Annotated in this window: 24 protein-coding genes; 21 read left to right on the top strand and 3 right to left on the bottom strand. The window is 37.1% G+C overall.

Going from position 1 to position 23,394, the window contains the following annotated elements; all coding sequences use genetic code 11:
• Positions 1–286: 286 nt before the first annotated feature.
• From yidC to AO843_RS06170, 9 genes are all read left to right on the top strand, one after another.
• Complete coding sequence (gene yidC / locus AO843_RS06210; RefSeq protein ID WP_054610263.1) at positions 287–1,057, top strand: membrane protein insertase YidC; 771 nt, start codon at positions 287–289, stop codon at positions 1,055–1,057.
• Complete coding sequence (jag, locus tag AO843_RS06205; RefSeq protein ID WP_054610262.1) at positions 1,054–1,857, top strand: RNA-binding cell elongation regulator Jag/EloR; 804 nt, start codon at positions 1,054–1,056, stop codon at positions 1,855–1,857. The genes yidC and jag overlap by 4 nt, the downstream gene beginning before the upstream one ends.
• Before the next feature lie 230 nt (positions 1,858–2,087).
• The gene (gene mnmE / locus AO843_RS06200) at positions 2,088–3,473 is read left to right on the top strand and encodes a tRNA uridine-5-carboxymethylaminomethyl(34) synthesis GTPase MnmE (protein ID WP_054610261.1); all 1,386 of its coding nucleotides are present in this window, start codon (positions 2,088–2,090) and stop codon (positions 3,471–3,473) included.
• Positions 3,474–3,500: 27 nt separating this feature from the next.
• Positions 3,501–5,393: a tRNA uridine-5-carboxymethylaminomethyl(34) synthesis enzyme MnmG gene (gene mnmG / locus AO843_RS06195; protein WP_054610260.1), complete on the top strand. Its 1,893-nt coding sequence runs from the start codon at positions 3,501–3,503 to the stop codon at positions 5,391–5,393.
• Between the two features lie 115 nt (positions 5,394–5,508).
• Complete coding sequence (gene rsmG / locus AO843_RS06190) at positions 5,509–6,225, top strand: 16S rRNA (guanine(527)-N(7))-methyltransferase RsmG (RefSeq protein WP_054610259.1); 717 nt, start codon at positions 5,509–5,511, stop codon at positions 6,223–6,225.
• Between the two features lie 179 nt (positions 6,226–6,404).
• Positions 6,405–7,307, top strand: a complete 903-nt coding sequence (gene noc / locus AO843_RS06185) for a nucleoid occlusion protein (RefSeq protein ID WP_054610258.1) — start codon at positions 6,405–6,407, stop codon at positions 7,305–7,307.
• Between the two features lie 223 nt (positions 7,308–7,530).
• Positions 7,531–8,292, top strand: coding sequence for a ParA family protein (locus AO843_RS06180; protein ID WP_054610257.1), 762 nt, complete (start codon positions 7,531–7,533; stop codon positions 8,290–8,292).
• Positions 8,285–9,133, top strand: coding sequence for a ParB/RepB/Spo0J family partition protein (locus AO843_RS06175; RefSeq protein ID WP_054610256.1), 849 nt, complete (start codon positions 8,285–8,287; stop codon positions 9,131–9,133). Before AO843_RS06180 ends, AO843_RS06175 begins: the two co-directional genes overlap by 8 nt.
• Before the next feature lie 77 nt (positions 9,134–9,210).
• Positions 9,211–9,927 (top strand): DUF554 domain-containing protein, encoded by a 717-nt coding sequence (locus AO843_RS06170; protein ID WP_054610255.1) that lies wholly within the window; start codon positions 9,211–9,213, stop codon positions 9,925–9,927.
• Here AO843_RS06170 and yyaC read toward each other — a convergent pair.
• Positions 9,844–10,476, bottom strand: coding sequence for a spore protease YyaC (gene yyaC, locus AO843_RS06165; RefSeq protein WP_054610254.1), 633 nt, complete (start codon positions 10,474–10,476; stop codon positions 9,844–9,846). The genes AO843_RS06170 and yyaC overlap by 84 nt on opposite strands.
• A 91-nt stretch (positions 10,477–10,567) precedes the next feature.
• Here yyaC and AO843_RS06160 point away from each other — a divergent pair, with 91 nt between their 5' ends.
• The 4 genes from AO843_RS06160 (at position 10,568) to AO843_RS06145 (ending at position 13,962) form a co-directional block, all read left to right on the top strand.
• Positions 10,568–11,440 carry a mechanosensitive ion channel family protein gene (locus AO843_RS06160; protein WP_054610253.1) on the top strand — a complete coding sequence of 291 codons (873 nt, stop codon included), beginning with the start codon at positions 10,568–10,570 and terminating at the stop codon, positions 11,438–11,440.
• Position 11,441: 1 nt separating this feature from the next.
• Positions 11,442–11,642: a DUF951 domain-containing protein gene (locus AO843_RS06155; RefSeq protein ID WP_054610279.1), complete on the top strand. Its 201-nt coding sequence runs from the start codon at positions 11,442–11,444 to the stop codon at positions 11,640–11,642.
• Positions 11,643–11,739: 97 nt separating this feature from the next.
• Positions 11,740–12,840 carry a redox-regulated ATPase YchF gene (ychF, locus tag AO843_RS06150; RefSeq protein WP_008177960.1) on the top strand — a complete coding sequence of 367 codons (1,101 nt, stop codon included), beginning with the start codon at positions 11,740–11,742 and terminating at the stop codon, positions 12,838–12,840.
• Between the two features lie 81 nt (positions 12,841–12,921).
• On the top strand, positions 12,922–13,962 hold the full coding sequence (locus tag AO843_RS06145; RefSeq protein WP_054610252.1) for an acyl-CoA dehydrogenase family protein: 1,041 nt from the start codon (positions 12,922–12,924) through the stop codon (positions 13,960–13,962).
• 65 nt (positions 13,963–14,027) lie between these two features.
• Here AO843_RS06145 and AO843_RS06140 read toward each other — a convergent pair whose 3' ends face one another.
• Entirely contained in the window at positions 14,028–14,603 is a 576-nt protein-coding gene (locus AO843_RS06140; protein WP_197278882.1) for a DUF3267 domain-containing protein, read from the bottom strand.
• A gap of 179 nt (positions 14,604–14,782) precedes the next feature.
• Between AO843_RS06140 and rpsF the strand changes: the two genes are divergently transcribed.
• The 8 genes from rpsF to AO843_RS06100 all read left to right on the top strand — a co-directional run bounded on the left by rpsF (position 14,783) and on the right by AO843_RS06100 (position 22,461).
• Positions 14,783–15,070, top strand: coding sequence for a 30S ribosomal protein S6 (gene rpsF / locus AO843_RS06135; protein ID WP_054610251.1), 288 nt, complete (start codon positions 14,783–14,785; stop codon positions 15,068–15,070).
• A 44-nt stretch (positions 15,071–15,114) separates the two neighbouring features.
• The gene (ssb, locus tag AO843_RS06130) at positions 15,115–15,684 is read left to right on the top strand and encodes a single-stranded DNA-binding protein (protein ID WP_054610250.1); all 570 of its coding nucleotides are present in this window, start codon (positions 15,115–15,117) and stop codon (positions 15,682–15,684) included.
• A 40-nt stretch (positions 15,685–15,724) separates the two neighbouring features.
• Positions 15,725–15,961 carry a 30S ribosomal protein S18 gene (gene rpsR, locus AO843_RS06125; RefSeq protein WP_054610249.1) on the top strand — a complete coding sequence of 79 codons (237 nt, stop codon included), beginning with the start codon at positions 15,725–15,727 and terminating at the stop codon, positions 15,959–15,961.
• Between the two features lie 227 nt (positions 15,962–16,188).
• Positions 16,189–17,130 (top strand): YybS family protein, encoded by a 942-nt coding sequence (locus AO843_RS06120; RefSeq protein WP_054610248.1) that lies wholly within the window; start codon positions 16,189–16,191, stop codon positions 17,128–17,130.
• Between the two features lie 13 nt (positions 17,131–17,143).
• Positions 17,144–19,114 carry a DHH family phosphoesterase gene (locus AO843_RS06115; protein WP_054610247.1) on the top strand — a complete coding sequence of 657 codons (1,971 nt, stop codon included), beginning with the start codon at positions 17,144–17,146 and terminating at the stop codon, positions 19,112–19,114.
• A complete protein-coding gene (rplI, locus tag AO843_RS06110) occupies positions 19,114–19,560 on the top strand; it encodes a 50S ribosomal protein L9 (RefSeq protein WP_054610246.1) in 447 nt (148 codons plus the stop codon). Before AO843_RS06115 ends, rplI begins: the two co-directional genes overlap by 1 nt.
• Before the next feature lie 13 nt (positions 19,561–19,573).
• Complete coding sequence (gene dnaB, locus AO843_RS06105; protein ID WP_054610245.1) at positions 19,574–20,935, top strand: replicative DNA helicase; 1,362 nt, start codon at positions 19,574–19,576, stop codon at positions 20,933–20,935.
• 236 nt (positions 20,936–21,171) lie between these two features.
• Positions 21,172–22,461 (top strand): adenylosuccinate synthase, encoded by a 1,290-nt coding sequence (locus AO843_RS06100; protein WP_054610244.1) that lies wholly within the window; start codon positions 21,172–21,174, stop codon positions 22,459–22,461.
• A gap of 49 nt (positions 22,462–22,510) precedes the next feature.
• Here the strand turns inward: AO843_RS06100 and AO843_RS06095 are convergent, their stop codons facing one another.
• A complete protein-coding gene (locus AO843_RS06095) occupies positions 22,511–23,374 on the bottom strand; it encodes a YitT family protein (protein WP_054610277.1) in 864 nt (287 codons plus the stop codon).
• Positions 23,375–23,394: the final 20 nt, after the last annotated feature.

The raw sequence follows: 23,394 nt of genomic DNA, 5'->3' as shown, positions 1-23,394 counted from the left end.
TACCGTAAAGTTAGGGAAGTATACACCTAGGGGTATTTGCAGCGTGAGATTTCACTGAAACATATGTAAAATTCGCCACAAAACTTAGGAATAAGTGTATGTAGTTAGAATATTTAGTAGAGTGAAACGTTATAGGCATGATAAAATAACTGATAACTTTATCTTCATTTAATTAAGATAAAGCTAGAGTTAGATGTCGCAGATTTCGAGGCAGGCAACTGTCGGTGATGAAGAAGATGCATATAGAATTTAGAAAAAGTGAATAGTAATTGTAGGGGGAAGAAGGTTGAAAAAACAACATTGGGTAATTTTGTCACTAGTATCAGTAGCTCTACTACTATCTGGTTGTACAGAATTCAATGAACCAATTTCCAAAGATAGCACTGGCTTCTGGAATGAATTCATTGTTTGGCCGTTGGTATCAGCGATAAAATACTTTGCTGATCTACTTGGTACGTATGCATGGGGGATCATTGCTGTAACGATTATTATTCGTTTAGCAATTTTGCCATTAATGATTAAACAAACAAAGAGCTCTAAAAAGATGCAAGAAATTCAACCAAAATTGAAGGAACTGCAAAAGAAGTATGCTTCTAAGGATGCTCAGACACAACAGCAATATCAGCAAGAAATGATGAAGCTAATGAGTGAATCAGGAGTAAACCCACTAGCAGGGTGTTTACCAGTAGTCATTCAAATGCCAATCTTAATTGGTTTCTATCATGCAATTAGTCGTATGAATGCTACATCTACATTTGAATTAGGGAACTTCTTTATCTTCCCGTTAGCAGATCCTGCACCTGCATTAGCAATTACGGCTGGTTTAATGCAATTTATTGTACTACGTACAGGACCAGCAATGGATAATCCTCAAATGAAAATTATGATGTATATAATGCCATTCATGATCATTGGTTTTGGTATGGCCTTACCAGCTGCCTTACCACTATATTGGGTAATCGGGAATATTATTTCGATTTTCCAAAACCTGTATATTTATAAACCTTGGAAAAAAGATAAAACACAACCTGCTCAAAATGGAGGGGCTAAAAAGTGAAACAACTTACGCAAATAGGCGCAACAACACAAGAAGCGATCTCATTGGCGTTACAGAAACTTGGCAAAACCCGCGAACAAGTAGATGTTGAAGTTTTACAAGAAGGTAAAAAAGGATTTTTAGGTTTTGGTGCACGTTCTGCGGAAATTCGTGTAACAGTGAAGGAAGTTCAGGTTCCAATAATTGAAAGTGAAGTAGCTGAATTGCGAATCTCGGCTCAATTAGACGAACAATTAGCAGTAGATGATGTTGAAACATTAAGTTCACAAGTTTCTGAACCACCAAGTGAAATCGAAGCTGTTCAACAAGTCGTAAACGAGCAAAATGAGGAAGAAGACTCAGCAAACCCAATTGAGGATGCAAAAGCATATTTAGTAACTATTGCAGAACAATTGGATATCCATGATCTAGATATTACTACGACACGCGAAGGGAAATATGTTTTCTTTCAACTAAAAAGTGAAAAAGCTGCACTGCTTATAGGAAAGCGTGGTCAAACATTAAATTCCTTACAGCAATTAACACAGCTAGTGTTAAATAAAAGTGCTAAGCAATTCTTAATGGTGAAGTTAGATGTGGAAAACTATCGCGAACGTCGACAAGAAGCTTTAGAATTACTTGCTGATCGAATGGCGGACAAAGCATTACGCTTAAATCAACGTGTGGCATTTGAACCAATGCCGTCATACGAAAGAAAGATAATTCACAATCAATTAGCCAATCGTTTTGATCTTGAGACGTATTCGGAAGGCTCAGAGCCAAATCGTTATTTAGTAATTGAGCCTGTCAAAAACATTTAAACTATTGCTAAAAGACATACAGACAATATAATTTTAAAGATCATTTTATCCTTCGTGATAAAATGATCTTTTTTTGTCGAAAAATAAGTTATGTTGAAAAAATTGCTGTTATCCACATTTGGAAATGATCCTTACTTTAGATTTCACCAAAAATATGTTAGTCTAAGGTGTTAGTAAGTATTGGTCGGTTTTGATTATCCACATGTGGATAACGTTGAGGAGGTCATTAAATGGAGTTCGATACAATTGCTGCGATATCCACACCAATGGGTGAAGGTGCTATAGCCATCGTTCGTTTAAGTGGGGACGAAGCAGTGGCGATTGCAGATAAAATATTCAAATCACCAGGTGGAAAAAGTTTAACGACGAAGGATTCGCACACCATTCATTATGGACATTTAGTGGATCCTAAAACAAATGAGGTAGTAGAGGAAGTAATGCTTTCATTAATGCGTGGACCAAAAACTTTCACACGCGAAGATGTAGTTGAAATAAATTGTCACGGTGGATTGGTTTCAGTAAATCGTGTTTTGCAACTAGCATTAACGAATGGAGCAAGATTAGCAGAGCCAGGTGAATTTACAAAACGTGCATTTTTAAATGGACGTATTGATTTATCACAGGCCGAAGCAGTTATGGATTTGATAAGAGCCAAGACAGATCGAGCAATGAATGTTGCATTAGGTCAGATGGATGGAAAATTATCGAGACTTATTGGAGACTTGCGCCAAGCTTTACTAGAGACATTAGCGCAAGTAGAGGTTAATATAGATTATCCAGAGTATGATGATGTGGAAGAGATGACGGTACCTGTTTTAGTAGAAAAATGTACATGGGTACGAGATGAAATTATTAAACTTCTACAAACCTCTTCTCAAGGGAAAATATTACGAGAGGGTTTATCGACTGTTATTTTAGGCCGTCCGAATGTTGGAAAGTCTTCTCTTTTAAATAGCTTAGTACAAGAAAATAAGGCCATAGTGACAGATATTGCTGGTACCACTCGTGATATTATAGAAGAGTACGTCAATGTACGTGGTGTTCCGCTTCGTTTAGTGGATACAGCAGGTATTCGTGAGACGGAAGACATCGTTGAACGAATTGGCGTAGAACGTTCTAGGGAAGCTCTTCGTGGAGCAGACTTAATATTATTTGTATTAAACTATGCTGATGAGTTAACTGCAGAGGATGAGCGTTTATTCGAAACCATTGAGGCGATGGATTACATCGTTATCATCAATAAAACAGATCTACCGCAAAAAATTAATTTAGCGCGTGTCAAAGAGCTAGCAGGCAAGCGTCGTATTGTGACAACTTCCCTCTTACAGGAGGAGGGTATTACGGAGCTAGAAGAAGCGATAGCTGCTTTATTCTTTGAAGGGCAAATTGAAGCGGAGGATTTAACATATGTTTCAAATGCAAGACATATAGCACTATTGCATCAATCACAGGCAACAGTTGAGGATGCAATAGCGGCTGCTCAAGCTGGTGTACCGGTTGATATGGTACAAATTGATGTTACAAGAACATGGGAAATACTTGGTGAAATAATTGGTGACACTGTGCAAGAGAGCCTAATTAATCAACTATTTTCTCAGTTCTGCTTAGGAAAATAATTTTAAGAAAGAAAGGAAGATACGAGCATGCCAACAAATTACGAGGCAGGCACGTTTGATGTGATCGTCATTGGCGCAGGTCATGCAGGCTCAGAAGCTGCACATGCTGCGGCTAAAATGGGTGCTAATACACTGATGTTAACGATCAACTTAGATATGATTGCATTTATGCCATGTAATCCATCCATTGGTGGTCCTGCCAAAGGAATCGTCGTACGTGAAATAGACGCTTTAGGTGGCGTCATGGGGAAAGTTATTGATAAAACACATATTCAAATGCGAATGTTGAATACAGGTAAAGGTCCAGCAGTACGTGCATTGCGTGCGCAAGCTGACAAAGTTTTGTATCAACAAGAGATGAAACGTGTGTTAGAGGAAACGGAAAACTTAACAATCCATCAAGGAATGGTTGAAGAACTTATTATTGAGGATGGAGAAGTAACAGGGGTTATGACACAAATTGGTGCAATTTATCGTGCTAAAACAGTAGTTATAACAACTGGAACATTCCTACGTGGTGAAATCATTATTGGAGATGTTAAATATTCAAGTGGCCCTAATAACCAACAACCGTCAATCCGCTTAGCTGATAATTTAAAAGAGCTTGGTTTTGACCTTGTTCGATTCAAAACAGGTACACCACCACGTGTTAATAATCGTACAATTGATTATGATAAAACAGAGATTCAACCAGGGGATGAGGTCCCACGTGCATTTAGTTTTGAAACAACTGAATTCATTATGGATCAACTACCTTGCTGGTTAACCTATACAAGTCCTGAAACGCATGAAATAATCGAGGCTAATTTACATCTTTCACCGATGTACTCTGGGATGATTAAAGGGACAGGTCCACGCTATTGCCCTTCGATTGAGGATAAAGTTGTGCGCTTCAATGATAAGCCAAGGCACCAAATTTTCTTAGAGCCAGAAGGACGTAATACACGCGAGGTTTATGTTCAAGGTTTATCAACAAGTTTACCAGAGCATGTCCAAACACGTTTATTAAAATCAATTCCGGGCTTAGAAAATGCGGAAATGATGCGTGCTGGCTATGCCATTGAATATGATTCAATTGTGCCAACACAATTGTGGCCAACATTGGAGACAAAACGCATTAAAGGTTTATACACAGCTGGCCAAATTAATGGTACATCTGGTTATGAAGAAGCCGCTGCACAAGGATTAATGGCGGGAATGAATGCTGCGGCTAGTGTACTTGGCAAAGAGGAATTAATCCTCAGTCGTTCGGATGCCTATATTGGTGTATTAATCGATGACCTTGTTACAAAAGGAACAAATGAGCCATATCGTTTATTAACGTCTCGCGCAGAGTATCGCCTACTATTACGCCATGATAATGCTGATTTACGATTACTAGAGCTAGCCCATAAAATAGGAATGATTTCACAAGAAAGATATGAAATGTTCAATGAGAAAAAAGCGCTGATTGAAAATGAAATTGTACGTCTTCGTGAGATCATCATTAAACCAAATGAAGCCACACAATCTGTAATTCGTTCCGCTGGTGGTAGTGAATTAAAAGATGGTATACGTGGTGCTGATTTATTGAAACGCCCTGAAATGCATTACGAGATGATTTCTTCATTAATTCCGGCAGATATCGAATTTACAGAAGAAGTGAAAGAGCAAATTGAAATTCAGCTTAAATACGAAGGCTATATCGAAAAAGCACTGCAACAAGTAGAGAAGCTGCATAAAATGGAAAATAAAAAAATCCCTGAAAACATCGACTATGATGCTATTTCTGGTTTAGCCACTGAGGCACGTCAAAAATTAAAACAAGTTACTCCGCTTTCCATTGCTCAAGCTTCTCGTATTTCTGGTGTTAATCCAGCCGATATTTCCATTCTACTTGTTTACATTGAACAAGGTAAAATTGCGAAAGTAAGCGGCTAATAAGAACAGTAAAGTGAATAAGGGGCGGGCATACCATTGTGCCCGCTTCCTATTTTTAAAGCTATACTATTATTAAGATGTACTGGTATGGCTAGATCAATAAAGGAGACTTTACATGAACGAACAACAATTTATTGAGGCACTTAAAAAAAAGGGCATTGAACTTTCTGAAACGCAAATTGCACAATTTAAAAAATACTTTGAATTACTTGTTGAGTGGAATGAAAAGATGAACCTAACTGCTATTACAGATTTAGAAGGTGTTTATTTAAAGCATTTCTATGATTCAATCAGTGCCTCATTTTATTTTGATTTTTCAAAAGTTATAACTGTTTGTGATGTAGGAGCAGGTGCTGGTTTCCCTAGTATCCCAATAAAAATCTGTTTCCCACATTTACAAGTCACAATTGTCGACTCCTTAAATAAAAGAATTACATTTTTAAATAATTTAAGTGATGAGTTACAATTAGAGAATATGAATTTTGTGCATGCTCGAGCAGAAGAGTTTGGTCAAAATTTAAAATATCGTGAGCAATATGATGTGGTGACAGCACGTGCAGTAGCTCGTTTATCTGTTTTATCAGAGTTATGTGTACCATTAGCAAAACAAGATGGATATTTTGTTGCCTTAAAAGCAGCGGCAGGCGCAGAAGAATTAAAAGATGCTAAAAAAGCATTAACAACATTAGGTGTGAAACTAAAAGAAGAATATTCTTTCAAGTTACCCGTTGAAGAAAGTGACCGCATTTTATATATATTTGATAAAATAAAAGGAACACCGAAAAAATACCCGCGTAAGCCAGGTGTACCGAATAAAACACCAATTCAATAATTAGTGTTTCATGTGAAACTTCTCAAAGTAGAATATATTTTTTCTATTTTGAGCATACATACTAGTTATGGATGGTTCACGCAAAAGTCATCTATGAACTATATACATTTTAAGAAATATAATAAATAATAATAGAATGAGACAGAGCAAGATAGTTACTTAAAGGTGGTGCCACTTGGATGAAAAGTCCTTTTTCACGTTTTTTTGGAGGCGGAAGTAAAACAGAGCCTATTGTGAAAAATGAAGTAGAACAAGCAGAGACGGTTCATGCAGCAGAAGAAGTCATAAAATTGCCTATTGATCAAATTGTACCTAACCGTTTTCAGCCACGTACTATTTTTGATGATGAAAAAATTGAAGAATTATCCAGAACCATTCATACGCATGGTGTGATTCAGCCAATTGTTGTACGTAAAACATCAGAAAATCAATATGAAATCATTGCTGGTGAGCGTCGTTATCGAGCAATGAAAAAGCTACAATGGACAGAGGTCCCTGCTATTGTACGTAATTTAACGGATAAGGAGACAGCTTCTATTGCGTTAATAGAGAACTTACAGCGTGAGGAATTAACTGCAATTGAAGAAGCGGTAGCCTATCAAAAATTACTAGAGCTTCACGAACTAACACAGGAAGCTCTTGCCCAAAGACTTGGAAAAGGACAATCCACTGTAGCCAATAAATTACGATTATTAAGGCTTCCAGATGAAGTGCAACAAGCCATTTTAAAGCGCAAGATCTCTGAACGACATGCACGTGCATTAATTGCTATTAAAGATCAACCATTACAACTAGAGATTTTACAGCAAACGGTTGATAATGATTGGAATGTTCGTCAACTAGAGGAACAAATTCAGGCAATCTTACATCCAGTAACTGACGAGCAAGAAGAATCGGTACCAAAGAAAGCAAAGCCGAAGCGTAAGGCCATTAGTAAAGATGTACGTATAGCCTTAAATACCATTAAACAATCATTAACGATGGTAACGAAAAGTGGTATTACGGTGAAAACGGAAGAAGAAGATACAGAAGAATATTATCAAATTACAGTGAAGATACCTAAAAAGAAAAAGCTGCAATAAATTATTTAGGAATAATAATTTATTGACTTATCCTTCGCTGTAAAGAGGAGACATCTTAGAAAGTCAAAAGAGATGTCTCCTTTTTTGTATATATTCTTAATATTTTATACAACTCCTTACTGTTTTTTTGATAGAATGAAAGTTAGATAGCGGGTTAAACAAAGTGATTTTACAAATGATTTGTCAAAGTAAGACTTTGATAGATGAAAGCAGGTGCTTTTAAATGGGTAGAATTATAGCAATCGCCAATCAAAAGGGTGGCGTAGGAAAAACAACAACTTCAGTCAATTTGAGCGCTTGCCTAGCCTATTTAGGTAAGAAAGTGCTACTAATTGATACCGATCCGCAGGGGAACACAACAAGTGGCCTCGGTATTAATAAAGGAGACATACAAAGTTGTATTTATGATGTGCTTATTGATGATGAAGATGTTGAAAATGTCATTCAAAAAACAAATGTAGAAAATTTATCGATTGTGCCAGCCACAATTTCACTTGCAGGCGCTGAAATTGAATTGGTTTCAACTATTTCAAGGGAAGTGCGTCTGAAACATGCATTACAAAATGTAAAAGAAGATTTTGATTATATAATTATTGACTGTCCACCATCTTTAGGGCTTTTAACAATCAATGCTTTAACAGCTTCGGATGCATTGATTATCCCTGTACAATGCGAATATTATGCATTGGAAGGTCTAAGTCAATTGTTATCTACCGTTCGTCTGGTTCAAAAACATTTGAACCAACAGTTGTATATTGATGGTGTTTTACTAACAATGTTAGATGCCCGAACAAACCTAGGTTTACAAGTTATTGATGAAGTAAAAAAATATTTCCAAGATAAAGTATATAAAACGATAATTCCTCGTAATGTGCGTTTAAGTGAGGCACCTAGTCATGGGCAACCAATCATCACTTATGACGCAAAGTCTAGAGGTGCAGAAGTTTATTTGGAGATGGCGAGGGAAGTGATTAAAAATGGCTAAAGGTTTAGGAAAGGGCATTGGTGCACTATTTCCAGGAGAGTCTTTAGAGCAAAGTGGGCAAGTGGAAGAAATCCAATTAGATTTAATTGTTGCGAACCCATTTCAGCCTCGTAAAATTTTTGATGAAGAAGCTTTACAAGAATTAGCAGATTCTATAAATGAACATGGTATTTTGCAACCAATTGCAGTCCGTAAAAAAGGGCGAAAATTTGAAATTGTTGCAGGGGAACGCCGTTATAGAGCATGTCTATTAGCTGGTTTAGAAGTTATTCCTGTCATTGTTAAAGAACTATCAGATGCACAAATGATGGAGCTCGCTATTTTAGAAAACCTCCAACGTGAAGATTTAACAGTCATTGAGGAAGCAGAAGCCTATCAAAGCTTAATGGAAAATTTGCATCTAACACAGGAAGAGCTATCAAAGCGTTTAGGAAAAAGTAGACCACATATTGCTAACCATGTTCGCCTCCTTGCTTTGCCAGAAGATGTCCGGAAATTTATGAATGACGGCACACTATCGATGGGACAAGGGCGCGCATTACTTGGCTTAAAAAATAAAAGACGAATATCTGAAGTAGCAATGAGGGTAATGAATCAAGGTTTAAATGTTCGGCAAGTTGAAATGTTAGTACAAAACCTAAATGAAGAAGTTTCACGTGAAACAATTCCGCCAAAGAAAAAAGATATATTTGTAGCGGCTAAAGAATCCCAATTACGAGATTATTTTGGAACAAATGTTCAAATTAGAAAAAACAACAATAAAGGGAAAATCGAAATAGAATTTTACTCTGAAGATGATTTAGAGCGCATTTTAGAAATCCTAAATTTACAAGAAGAATAAATAATATTTCTATAATTTAATCAGAGCGCCAAGCAAATAGGCGCTCTCTATTTTTTAGAGAGAAGGAAGGCAAAAGGGTGGTAATACTAGGGGCATTGATTAATGCTGTGCTAATTATAGCGGGTGCATTAGTGGGGCGCATTTTTAAAAATATTCCTGAATCTATGAAATCTACTGTTCTATCCATTATTGGTTTAGCAGTCACATTATTAGGGATAAAAATGGGCTTTGAAAGTGATAATTTTATTATCTTAATAGTAAGTTTAGTGGTAGGTACTGTAATAGGTGAGTGGTTAGATTTAGATAAGCAAATGAATCGTCTTGGCAAATGGGTGGAGTCATTATTTCGTACAAAACGGAATGATCAAAATCAAATAAGCATAGCAGAAGGTTTTGTCACAGCCTCATTAATCTTTGTCGTTGGCTCAATGGCTGTTATTGGTGCACTTGATAGTGGTCTTCGTAATGATCATAATGTATTGATTACAAAAGGATTAATAGATGGTTTTACATCCATTATTCTAGCATCCACATTAGGGATAGGTGTATTGCTATCCGCAATACCAGTTTTTATTTATCAAGGGTTAATAGCACTTTTTGCAGGCGCCATTAGTTCTTTTATACCTGATGCTGCTCTACAAATGTATATTACAGAAATGACAGCAGTTGGCGGCGTAATGATTATGGCTATAGGGTTAAATATAGCCGGTTTAACTAAGATCAAGGCTGCTAACTTGCTGCCAGGTATCGTCGTTGTTGGCATTATGGTTGCTTTCTTCTACACTTTTCAATGAATAACGATGGGCAGCTAGTAATAACGCTCTTGAAAGCTTTTCAGCCATGGCATAAGAAATATGAAGTCTTGTATTTTGTAAAACAAGCATTTCCATAAAACCTCCAATATTGACGATTCCTTTAATGGAAATGTCTCCGATTGGGGGTAATTCTTTTTTTACAGCCTTCCCAGGAAAAATAGGACCGCTTTGGACGGAAATATGACCAACATTTTGTTCACTGCCAAGACAGGCATCAATCGCAATAATAAATGGTTTTGTAGTATGATTGTGTAGCTGTTGCATAGTAGAATCTAGATTTAGAGCATGTAAAGGATCTTCTAAAGAACCTACAATTTCATAGGGAAAGCTAACCGATTTGTTTAAAAAGCTACCCGTTAACGGTCCAAGTGTATCACCTGTACATCGGTCACTGCCAATACAGCAAAAAATTAATCGTTCATGATGAAACGGTATATGTTCTAAAAATAATGTACTTAATTGCCAAACAGCATTTTTACTCTCGTGATGAAGGGAATAAGGTAGTAACAAATTTGGTATAGTATTCATAAAAAAACTCACTTTCTTTTTATTTTTAGAAGTGCTCAATTTTTATGCAGTATACGCAAATTTTTAGCAAGTTATTCAAGAGGTGGTAATAATGGAAGAGAATAAAAAATTAATGGAAAGATACTGGGATAAGCTCACATCTGAGGAACTATGGGATAATGTTATCGATGCATCTATCGAGATTGTGCTTATTTTATTAGCATCATGGATAGCTGTACGATTAGGTAAAAAATTTATTAAAAAAATGTTTTTAATCCGTATGCGTTCCCCATTAAATCATTCAGAACGACGCCAACGTACAATTTCAAGATTATTACAAAGTGTAATTTCTTATGTTGTCTATTTCTCTGCAATCATTGGCATTCTATCTTCTTTAAATATAAAGGTAGCAGGTCTTTTAGCAGGTGCAGGGATTGTAGGTTTAGCAGTAGGTTTTGGTGCCCAAAGTTTAGTGAAGGATGTTATTACTGGCTTCTTTATTATTTTTGAAGATCAGTTTGGTGTAGGGGATTATATAAAAATAAATGGAGCAGAAGGTACGGTTGTAGAAATTGGTTTACGTACAACGAAAATTAATGGGGGTACTGGTGAGCAATTCATCATTCCTAATGGTGCAATTGGAGAGGTCGTCAATTACTCTGTTAACAACTCCAAAATTTTTATAGATTTACAAATGACCACGGATGCTGATTATGAAAAAGCTGAAGCTGTTATTAATAAGTATTTAGAAACTTTACCAGAAAAGCATAAGGAATTAATAACTGCACCAGTATTTTTAGGTGTACAAAATGTCAAAGGCACAGAGGTAACTATACGTATAGCTGCTGAAACATTACCGCAGCAACAATATGGAGTTGCACGGATCATACGTCGAGATGTTACAAAACTTTTTGAGGAACACAGTATACCAATGGCCCATCCAAAAATGATGTTCTATGACAAAGGTGAGGGGAGAAGTGAGTAAGTTGGAAGAAAAGAAATATGGCTTAAATGATATTGTTGAAATGAAAAAACAACATCCATGCGGAACTAATAAATGGAAGATTATTCGTATGGGTGCCGATGTACGAATTAAGTGTGAAGGTTGCCAACATAGCGTAATGATTCCACGTCGAGAATTTGAGAAAAAAATGAAAAAGGTTTTAATATCTGCTAACGAGGCCTAACTTCAGGCATATTAGACTTTTTGTAAGTGAATCAATATAATAGAAAAGGTTATATGAGAGAAAATTTGAACTGATTATAGAAAGGTTGTGTCCATTCATGGCATTAACAGCTGGAATCGTTGGTTTACCTAACGTTGGAAAATCAACATTATTTAACGCAATTACAAAAGCGGGCGCATTGGCTGCAAACTATCCATTCGCAACGATTGATCCGAATGTCGGTATCGTTGAAGTACCAGACGCACGTTTAGATAAATTAACAGAATTAGTTGTACCTAAAAAAACAGTGCCAACAGCATTTGAATTCACAGATATCGCAGGAATTGTAAAAGGTGCTTCCAAAGGTGAAGGTCTAGGGAATAAATTCTTAGCTCATATTCGTGAAGTAGATGCAATTTGCCAAGTTGTACGTTGTTTTGTAGATGAAAACATTACACACGTATCGGGTGCGGTGGATCCAATTGATGATATCGAGGTTATTAACCTAGAGCTAGCACTAGCCGATTTAGAATCAGTAGATAAACGTATACAACGTGTTAGCAAAATGGCAAAACAAAAAGACAAAGAGGCTATGATTGAAGAGCCAGTACTTTTAAAAATTAAAGAGCAATTAGAAAATGGTAAACCAGCGCGTGCTGCTGAGCTTTCAGATGATGAACTAAAGGTAATTAAAGGTCTTCATTTGCTAACAATTAAACCGATGCTTTATGTTGCAAACGTTTCAGAAGATGAAGTGGCAGATGCTGACAATAATGAGTATGTCAAAAAGGTACGTGAGTATGCATCAGCTGAAGGTGCTCAAGTCATTACAATTTGCGCAAAAATCGAAGAAGAAATTTCAGAGCTTGACGATGAAGAAAAAGCTATGTTCTTAGAAGAATTAGGAATTAAGGAATCAGGTTTAGATCAGCTAATCCGTACTTCTTATGACTTACTAGGCTTAGCTACTTATTTCACTGCTGGTGTACAAGAGGTACGTGCATGGACGTTCCGTAAAGGTATGAAGGCACCACAATGTGCAGGGATTATTCATACGGACTTTGAACGTGGCTTTATTCGTGCAGAAACAGTTGCTTATGATGATCTACTAGAGGCAGGTTCTCAAGCAGCAGCTAAGGAAGCTGGTAAAGTACGTCTTGAAGGTAAAGAGTATGAAGTTCAAGATGGCGACATTATGTTATTCCGCTTTAATGTATAAGACAGACAAAGGCAATCTAAATGATTGCCTTTTTTCAATCATCATATTATCTGAATTTTTAGTGTACAGGAGTGACATTGAATGAACACAATGCAAATAAAAGAACGTGGCTTAGAATTTGAGCAGCTAGGAAAGTTACCACAGGATGTCTTAGATTTTATCTATGAACAGCAATTGTTCAAATTGTTCACTGCAAAAGAATTAGGCGGTAAGAACCTAGATTTACTAGCAGGCATAAAAATGTTTCAACAGATGTCGGCCCTCGATGGGAATTTTGGCTGGCTTATTACAATCGGAACTGGCGGTAATGCATTTATTCCAACATTTAGCCAAGAAATGTGCGAAAAAATCTTTACCTCTAAAGATGCGGTTATCGCAGGTAGTGGCTATCCAACGGGGATAGCTGTAAAAACAGAGGATGGTTATGTTGTAACGGGACAATGGAAGTATTGTAGTGGTTCGGACTATGCAACAACCTTTACAATGAACTGTTTGATAGAGGAAAACGGTGTGAAAACAGAGAATATCATTAGTTGCTCCGTAGATCGTCATGATGTTGAAGTTTTAAATGATTGGCATGCAATGGGCTTGAAGGCAACGGCAAGTCATACTATCCGTGTGAACAATGTTTGGGTGCCTCAGGAAGCTACCTTCCAAATAGGTACGATTAGAAATAAATACGGAAATTCAGTACATAGCTTTCCATTTACAGCCTTTGCCGAGGCTTCCTTTTTAAGCGTTTGTCTAGGGATAACAGAAAATTTCTTAGAAGAAGCATTTACTTTAATGAAGCAACGAAATCATGATGCCAATCGAGCTGAGCGCATGGGAGCTTTACAATTTCTATTAATGCAACAACAGAAACATTTTAAACTATTTGAGAAGCAGTTCTATACAACATTGTCTGGATATTGGCAAAAGCATCAGCAAGGGGATTCATTAACTGTAGAAGAACTAGCACAATTTACACAAATGAGTAAAGAGATTGCTGCTGCTTGTATAGAAATCGCGAATAAACTAATACGTAGCCTTGGCATGGATGCAATTACAGAAACCTCCACTATAAATCGTATTTGGAGAAATTTATACACAGCCGCACAGCACGGATTTTTAACTCCTTAAGTTATGATTAGAATCTGTAGTTATAGATAGTCTACTACAGATTCTAATTATTTTTTTGTGTAGTCTTATCTTGGAGTATTGTCGTTCTCTTCTTGTGGAATATAAACATAAAGCTTCGGTAATTTAGGATCATCTTGTACTAATGAGTCATTGGGATACTTCCGTAATTTTTTATACATGGCAAAGTCACCTACTGCACCTGCCATTAAAAAAGCTCCTACCAGTATCAAAAAGGTACTATTAAAATAAAACCCAACAATGGTAGGAAGAACGCCAGTCATCCAAAATGGCAGTAATAAGGCCTTCTTCATTGCATGGTTGTAAAGAGGTTTTGCAGTAGTCGCGTAGGCAACACCAAGCTCTAAGTTTATGCCATATTTTAAAGATTTCAAAGGGACTTTGCCAAAAAGCATAAAACCAATTAAATGAAAAGCCTCATGCAGAATAATGAAAACAATATACAAAATAATAAACAGTATTGTGCCACCAATCATCTTCCAAAAAGAAAAGTGAAAATCTTTAAAGCAAATATATTGAATGGCTGTAAATAATATGACAAGACCACTTGTAATCACAATATTGTCGATCATCAATTTTTTTATATCTAATTCAATAACATTGGGTTCTTTATTCGGTAGCACGAAAGCTCACCTTCCTCCAATTAATAAATATACTTTCATTATATAAAACGAATTGTTAGTTTGCGACTTGAAAGACATGTACCTATATGTTACAATTCATTGATGTGAGTAATAATTAATTACTTGCTCCTTGCTCCCTTCATAAAGGAGAGCCTAAGTCCATAAGGAGGTGTAAACAGATGAGAAAATACGAATTAATGTACATCGTACGTCCGAACATTGAAGACGAAGCGAAGAAAGCTTTAGTTGAACGTTTCAACGAAATCTTAACTTCTAACGGTGCAGAAGTCATCGAATCAAAAGAGTGGGGCAAACGCCGCTTAGCTTATGAAATCAAAGACTTCCGCGAAGGTTACTACCAAATCGTGAAAGTAAACGCTACTTCAGATGCAATCAACGAATATACACGTCTAGCTAACATCAGCGAAGACATCATTCGTCACATTGCAGTTCGCCAAGAAGCTTAATGATTGATTTTTTAACAAAACGCTGAAAAGGAGGTTGCATTCTGATGATAAACCGTGTCGTATTAGTTGGAAGACTAACAAAAGATCCTGAGCTACGTTATACGCCAAATGGAGTTGCGTCTACAAGATTTACAGTTGCTGTAAATCGTGCATTCTCAAATCAACAAGGTGAACGTGAAGCTGATTTCATTAGCTGTGTTGCATGGCGGAAACAAGCTGAAAACCTAGCGAACTTCATGAGAAAAGGAAGTTTAATTGGGGTAGAAGGCCGTATCCAAACAGGCAGTTATGAAGGACAAGACGGTAAGCGAGTATATACAACAGATGTTGTGGCGGATAGCGTACAGTTTTTAGAACCACGTAATGGTAGCGGTGCTCCTGCTCCTCAATACGGTGGTGGACAAACTTACGGTAATAACCAACCGTCATATGGTGGTGGTCAACCACAACAGCAGTTTGGTGGCGCTATGCCAGGGCAGGGTTCCTATGGCGGCGATGCTTATCAGCAAAATCAACCACCTATGAATCAGCCAAACTATACACGTGTAGATGAGGATCCATTTGCAAATAGCAAAGGACCGATAGAAGTATCTGAGGATGATCTTCCATTCTAATGCTTCTACAATATAAAAAAAGATAAGGAGGAGACATACTATGGCACCACGTCGCGGAGGCCGCAAACGCCGTAAAGTTTGCTACTTCACTTCAAACAACATTACGAATATCGACTACAAAGATGTAGATTTATTGAAAAAATTCATCTCTGAGCGCGGTAAAATTTTACCACGTCGCGTAACTGGCACAAGTGCAAAGTACCAACGTAAATTAACTTCAGCTATCAAAGTATCTCGTATCATGGGATTACTTCCATTCGTAGCAGAAGATAAATAAGATTGATGACGTTAAGATAATTGACTTTACATCAATATTGAATACCAGCATATTACGATATTCGTATCGGGGTATGCTGGTTTTTTGTTATGGTAAAATGGAGGCAGCGATTGTTTGATAAATTTGATGACAAAGCATATAGTGATCTAAGCGATTTTTGTTCAATACTATGAAAAAATGGTACAATAAAGGGTAGTAAGTTTGACTGAAAAAAAGGAAGGTTTTCAATGCCGAATAATCAAACAAAAGCGCTTGTCCAAGGCTCAATGATGGTTGCACTTTTTACAATATTAATGCTGATTTCTGCATATGTACCATTCGTTTTTATAGTAGCTTTAATATTCGCTCCACTACCGATTGCTTGGTATAGTGCAAATTACAAGCGTTCCTCATCAATACTCGTAGCAATAGTAGGTTGTATTTTAACTACTATAACAAGTGGCGTATCGATGCTACCATTTGCCTTAGCTTTGGGGTTACTGGGTATCCTGATGGGAAGCGCCATTTATCTGAAGAAGAGTAAGCTTTATTTATTTATGTCAATGGGAATTGCTAATTTAATCTCGATGGCGATTGTTTATGTTGCCTATGTAAAATTCACAGGAATTGACTTCATTAACATGAGTTTAGAGATGGCTCGTAAAAATTATGAGCAATCAAATGAATTTGCAAAAAATGTTACGGGGCAAGTAGCTTTACAACCCGAACAGCTTGAGGCTATGTTTAAAACAATAGAGCTGACAATGCCTGCAACAATAACCATATCAGCGTTTTTTGCTGCATTTATTATCATAGCGCTAAATTTACCAGCTCTAAAACGACTTGGTGTAGAAGTTCCAAAGTTTGCGCCATTTCAAAATATGCGCTTACCACGCTCTATTTTATGGTATTACATGATTGTTTTATGCATTAATTTATTTATGCGTCCAGAGGCGGGATCTACACTAGATATAATTGTATTGAATGTTTCTTATATTTTATGGGTGCTGCTCATTCTACAAGGGATATCATTTATCCATTATTTCATTTCTAAAAAGGGGATGCCGATTGGGGTTAAATGGTTAGCTACCTTGTTAGCAATTCCCTTATCATCCTTCATGATCTTACTGGGTATCGTTGATTTAGGTTTTGACGTACGTTCACTTGTAAAGGGGAAGACTAAAGAATAAGGGGCTGATTGTAATGGGGACTTTTAGAAAACGACCAATTCGCTATCCGCTTTTTGTTCTTTCCATATTTGGAATTGTGACGTTCGTACTTCTATGTATTTGGAATATCGGGATAGGTATCGGTTATGGAATAGGTTTTGCTTTACTGATGGTCTACACATGGAAGGTGGAAAAAATTGCTTTTGAAGAAACTGAAAAGCATATAGAATCCATTTCATTCCGTATGAAAAAAGTAGGAGAAGAAGCATTGCTTGAAATGCCAATTGGGATACTTTTGGTAAATGAGCAATATGAAATAGAATGGTCGAATCCATATATGCAAGGTATCTTAAATATGGAATCATTAGTGGGAGAAGGAATTGTTAATATTTCTGATGATATCTACGTACTAATGAAGACTGAAGAAACAAATGAGGCTACAATTACATTACGTGATCGTAAATATCGTGTCTATTATAAAAAAGAGGAACGATTACTATACTTCTTTGATATAACTGAGCAGATTGCTATAGAGAAGCAATACTTTGCAGATCGTACAGTTATCGCTATTTTATTTGTCGATAATTACGATGAAATCACGCAAGCCATGGATGACCAACCACGTAGTTTAACGAATACGATGGTCACTTCAATCGTTAATGAATGGGCTGCGGAGCATGGTGTATTTGTAAAACGAATATCATCCGATCGTTTTTTAGCAGTATTAAACGAATCGATTTTAACAGAGCTTGAAAAGAAAAAATTTGCTATTTTAGATGTTATCCGAGAAAAAACAGCGCAAAAGAATTTATCTTTAACACTAAGTATTGGTGTAGGAGCGGGTTCGTCCTCCCTAGTGGAGCTTGGTGAATTGGCACAATCAAGTCTGGATCTTGTATTAGGTCGTGGTGGTGACCAAGTCGCGATTAAGCAACCTACTGGAAAGCTTAAATTCTACGGTGGGAAAACCAATCCTGTTGAAAAGCGCACACGTGTTAGAGCGCGCGTCATTTCACATGCATTACGTGATTTAATTCAAGATAGTGATCAAGTGTTTGTTATGGGACATAAAAGTCCTGATATGGACTCTATTGGTGCATCTGTCGGTGTTCGGAAAATGGCACAAATGAATGATGTGAAGGGCTATGTCATCATAAATTTTGATGAATTAAATGGCAGCGTTACTCGTTTAATGAATGAAATAGAGAGCAAATCAGATTTCTATGAAAACTTCCTAACGCCAGAGGAAGCTGCTGGGAAAATGACTGAAAAATCATTGCTCGTTATTGTTGATACTCACAAACCTAATTTAGTTATTGATTCACACTTATTGAAGCTTGCTGAAAAGGTTGTTGTGATCGACCACCATCGACGAAGTGAGGACTTTATTGAAAATCCAACACTTGTTTATATGGAACCGTATGCCTCATCAACTGCTGAGCTTGTAACAGAGTTATTAGAATATCAACCAAAGCGTGCTAAGATTAATATGCTAGAGGCTACAGCATTGCTAGCTGGTATAATTGTCGATACGAAAAGTTTTACACTTCGAACGGGAGCACGTACGTTTGAAGCAGCTTCTTATTTACGGACAAATGGTGCAGATACAGTATTAGTGCAACGTCTTTTAAAAGAAGATATAGACACATATATTGAACGATCTAAAATAGTGCAAACAGTTAAATTCGTAAAACCAGGAATTGCTGTGGCTGTAGGTGAGGAATCGAAAGTGTATGACTCTGTTTTAATTGCACAAACAGCAGATATTTTACTAACTATGAAGGATGTTAGTGCATCCTTTGTTATTGCACATCGGGCAGATGGGAAAATCGGTATTAGTGCCCGATCACTAGGTGAAGTCAATGTCCAGCTTATTATGGAAAGACTTGGCGGTGGTGGCCATTTAACAAATGCTGCCTGCCAAATAGAAGCAAAAACTATTGATGCCGTGAAAACACAATTAGAAGAGGCCATAGAAGAGGTCTTTGAAGGGAGTTCTGACTAATGAAAGTAGTATTTTTAAAAGACGTTAAAGGTAAAGGAAAAAAAGGTGAAATTAAAAACGTGGCAGATGGCTACGCACAAAATTTCTTAATTAAAAATGGTTACGCAGCTGAAGCAAATGCTCAAGCATTAAGTCAATTAGATGGTCAGAAAAAATTAGAAGCAAAAAATGCTGCTTCTGAATTAGCGGAAGCACAAGCATTAAAGGAAAAAGTAGAAACATTAACAGTTGAGCTAAAAGCAAAATCGGGTGAAGGTGGTCGTCTGTTTGGCTCAGTTTCTACAAAGCAAATTGCTGATGCCTTACAAAAAGTGCATAGCATTAAAATTGATAAACGTAAAATGACTTTAAATGATGGGATTCGTGCACTAGGCTTTACAAATGTTCCTGTAAAACTACATCATGAAGTAACTGCAACATTAAAAGTACATGTAACGGAAGAATAAGGAGCGGCGATCCATGAACGAACCGATGATGGACCGCGTTCCACCGCATAACCGGGAGGCGGAACAATCGGTTATCGGTGCTATTTTCCTTGAGCCACAAGCATTAATCACGGCATCAGAAATTTTATTGGCAGATGATTTTTACTCAAATGCCCATAAGATAATTTTTGAAACAATGCTACGGTTAAGTGATCAGGGAAAAGCGATAGATGTTGTAACAGTAACGGAAGAATTATCAGCTAAAAAAGAGATTGAAGACGTTGGCGGGCTATCTTATTTACTAGAGCTCGCCAATGCTGTCCCTACAGCCGCCAATGTCGCACATTATGCCAAAATCGTTGAGGAGAAGGCACTATTACGTCGATTGATTCGTGTAGCTACTAAAATTGTTGAGGATGGTTATACACGAGAAGACGAAGTAGAGGCATTATTAGGCGAAGCAGAGAAAAAAATGATGGAGGTTGCCAATCGGAAGAATGCAGGGGACTTTAAGCATGTTAAAGACGTGCTAGTGGAAACCTTCGATAACATTGAGCAGCTTCAATCACAAAAGGGAGACGTAACGGGTATACCGACAGGCTTCCGTGATTTAGATAACATTACTGCTGGCTTCCAACGCAACGATTTAATCATTGTAGCTGCCCGTCCATCTGTAGGGAAAACAGCCTTTGCATTGAATGTTGCGCAAAGTGTTGCCGTACAAGCGCGAGAAAATGTTGCAATCTTCTCTTTAGAGATGGGTGCAGAGCAACTTGTCATGCGTATGCTCTGTGCAGAAGGAAATATTGATGCACAAGTTTTACGTACAGGTGCTTTAACTACGGATGATTGGGGTAAACTAACTATGGCAATGGGTAGTTTATCGAATTCAGGAATTTTTATTGATGATACACCAGGTGTACGTATCAATGAAATTCGTGCAAAATGTCGACGTTTAGCACAAGAAAATGGACTTGGAATGATCCTGATCGATTATTTACAGCTTATTCAAGGTAATGGTAAACCAGGGGAAAACCGTCAGCAAGAGGTATCAGAGATTTCACGATCGTTAAAAGGACTAGCACGTGAATTAAAGGTACCTGTTATTGCTTTATCACAGCTTTCTCGTGGAGTTGAGCAACGACAGGATAAACGTCCAATGATGAGTGACTTGCGTGAATCGGGAAGTATTGAGCAAGATGCTGATATTGTAGCCTTCTTATATCGTGATGACTATTACGATAAAGAGTCCGAGAGTAAAAATATGATTGAAATTATTATTGCAAAGCAACGTAACGGTCCAACAGGAACAGTTACACTTGCCTTTAAAAAAGAGTTCAATAAGTTCATTAATGTGGATTGGTCACAAATGCCACCACCACCGCCACGTGATTAGTCATGTTGTTTATCATTCAGATAAATTGCCTCTTTCCAACTAACCTTAGATTGAATTAATCTGAATGTTCGATAATATTCATACCATTCTGTTATTAAACACGAACGTTGAATCAGATTTTTTGATTTTTTGTTCGTGTTTTTCACTATTTTTTATTGACGTGGTGTTTCTATCATTGTTACAATGATTGAGGCTTAAAAATTGAGATACAAAGGTATCTAACGGAGGTGCTGATTATGACATCAGTAGTAGTTGTAGGAACACAGTGGGGAGACGAAGGAAAAGGTAAAATTACAGATTTCCTTTCGCACAAAGCAGATGCAATCGCTCGTTTTGCAGGTGGAGATAATGCAGGACATACCATTAAAATTGAAGGTGAAACATATAAACTACATTTAATTCCATCAGGTATCTTCTATAAAGAAAAAACTTCAGTTATTGGTAACGGATTAGTTGTCAATCCAAAGTCACTAGTAACAGAATTAAAAGGCTTACAAGAGCGTGGCATTAATACAGATAATTTACGTATTTCTAATCGTGCTCATGTGATTCTGCCTTATCATATAAAGCAAGATATTGCGGACGAAGCAAGTCGAGGCGATAATAAAATCGGAACAACTTGCAAAGGGATCGGACCGTGTTATCAAGATAAAGTAGCTCGTATCGGTATCCGTATGGCTGATTTACTTGATAAGGAAATCTTTGAAGAAAAACTACGTCATAATTTAGCCATTAAAAATAAATTATTCGAGAAATTCTATGAAGTCGAAGGTGTAACTTTCGAAGAAATTTTTGAGGAATACTATGGTTATGGCCAAGAAATTGCAAAATATGTGACAGATACATCTAAAATTTTAAATGATGTACTTGATGAAGGCGGGAAAGTATTATTTGAAGGGGCTCAAGGTATTTTACTTGATGTCGATCAAGGGACGTATCCGTATGTAACATCTTCAAACCCTGTTGCAGGTGGAGTAGCGATTGGTGCTGGCGTTGGTCCTTCACGTGTGACAAGCGTTATTGGGGTATCTAAGGCTTACACATCTCGTGTAGGTGATGGTCCATTCCCTACAGAGTTATTTGATGAAGTAGGTCAACAAATTCGTGAAGTTGGTCGCGAATATGGTACAACAACAGGTCGCCCACGCCGTGTAGGTTGGTTCGATACAGTAGTTGTCCGTCATTCACGTCGTGTAAGTGGCATTACACATCTTGCACTTAACTCAATTGATGTTTTATCTGGTTTAGAGACAGTAAAAATCTGTACAGCTTATAACTATAAAGGTGAAACAATTACAGAGTATCCTGCAAACCTTCATATTATTGAACAATGTGAACCGATTTATGAAGAGCTTCCAGGCTGGTCTGAGGATGTAACAGCTTGCCGTACATTAGAAGAGCTACCTGAAAACGCACGACGCTATGTAGAGCGAGTTAGCGAATTAACAGGTATTCAAATTGCTACTTTCTCAGTTGGACCTGCTCGCGAGCAGACGAACGTTTTAGTAGATGTTTGGGAAGCGTAATAAAATAAATATATTTAAAAGGGCGTGCCGTAGGTGGTACGCCCTTTTCTTAGTGAATATCTTTCTTCTTAAAGCGGCCACCCTTAACCTCTGCAATATTACCGATGGCTAAAAATGCATTGTCGTCAATGTCTGCAACAATTGTTTTTAGCTTGGATTCTTCTAAACGAGTAATAACTGTAAAGATGACTTTTTTGTCATTTCCTGTATAAGCACCTTCACCATGAAGGAAGGTAACACCACGACCAAGACGATCCATAATGGTTTGTCCTATTTCATCAATCTCATCACTTATGATATAAACTGATTTTGATTCTTCCAATCCTTGAATGACAATATCAATCATTTTATAAGCAATATAGTATGCAATGATGGAGTACATGGCTTGTTCCCAGTTAAAAACAAACCCTGCCACTGTAAAAATAATGATGTTGAAAAACATGATTATTTCGCCGACTGAAAAAGGCGTCTTGCTATTAAATAAAATGGCCAATATTTCAGTTCCATCCAATGAACCTCCATAACGAATGACAATACCGACACCAACTCCTAAAATCATTCCTCCAAAGACTGTAGCCAATAATGTGTCTTCCGTAAATGGACGTAGGTTATGTAAGGCAAGTGTTGCAGTTGAGAGTACGGTAATACCTAGCCCTGTAGACAGCGCAAAAGTTTTACCAATTTGTTTATAGCCTAAAAAAATAAAAGGTAAGTTTAAAATGAAGATGAAAATACCAAGGGGTAAATTTAATAAATGAGATGTGATAATGGAAACACCTACGATGCCACCATCCATAATGTGGTTGGGTACTAAAAATAACTCCAAGCCCAAAGCCATAATGACTGCACCTAACGTTACCATAATAATTCTTAGAAACGTTTTACGCATGTTACTTTTCTGATGCCGCAACATTTTAGTTGCAATCTCAGAGG

Origin of the sequence: Lysinibacillus sp. ZYM-1, from assembly GCF_001308875.1 — a bacterium.
Classification (GTDB): Bacteria; Bacillota; Bacilli; order Bacillales_A; family Planococcaceae; genus Lysinibacillus.
Note: the sequence above shows the minus strand (reverse complement) of the source record. Positions and strands in the feature narration are given on the sequence as shown.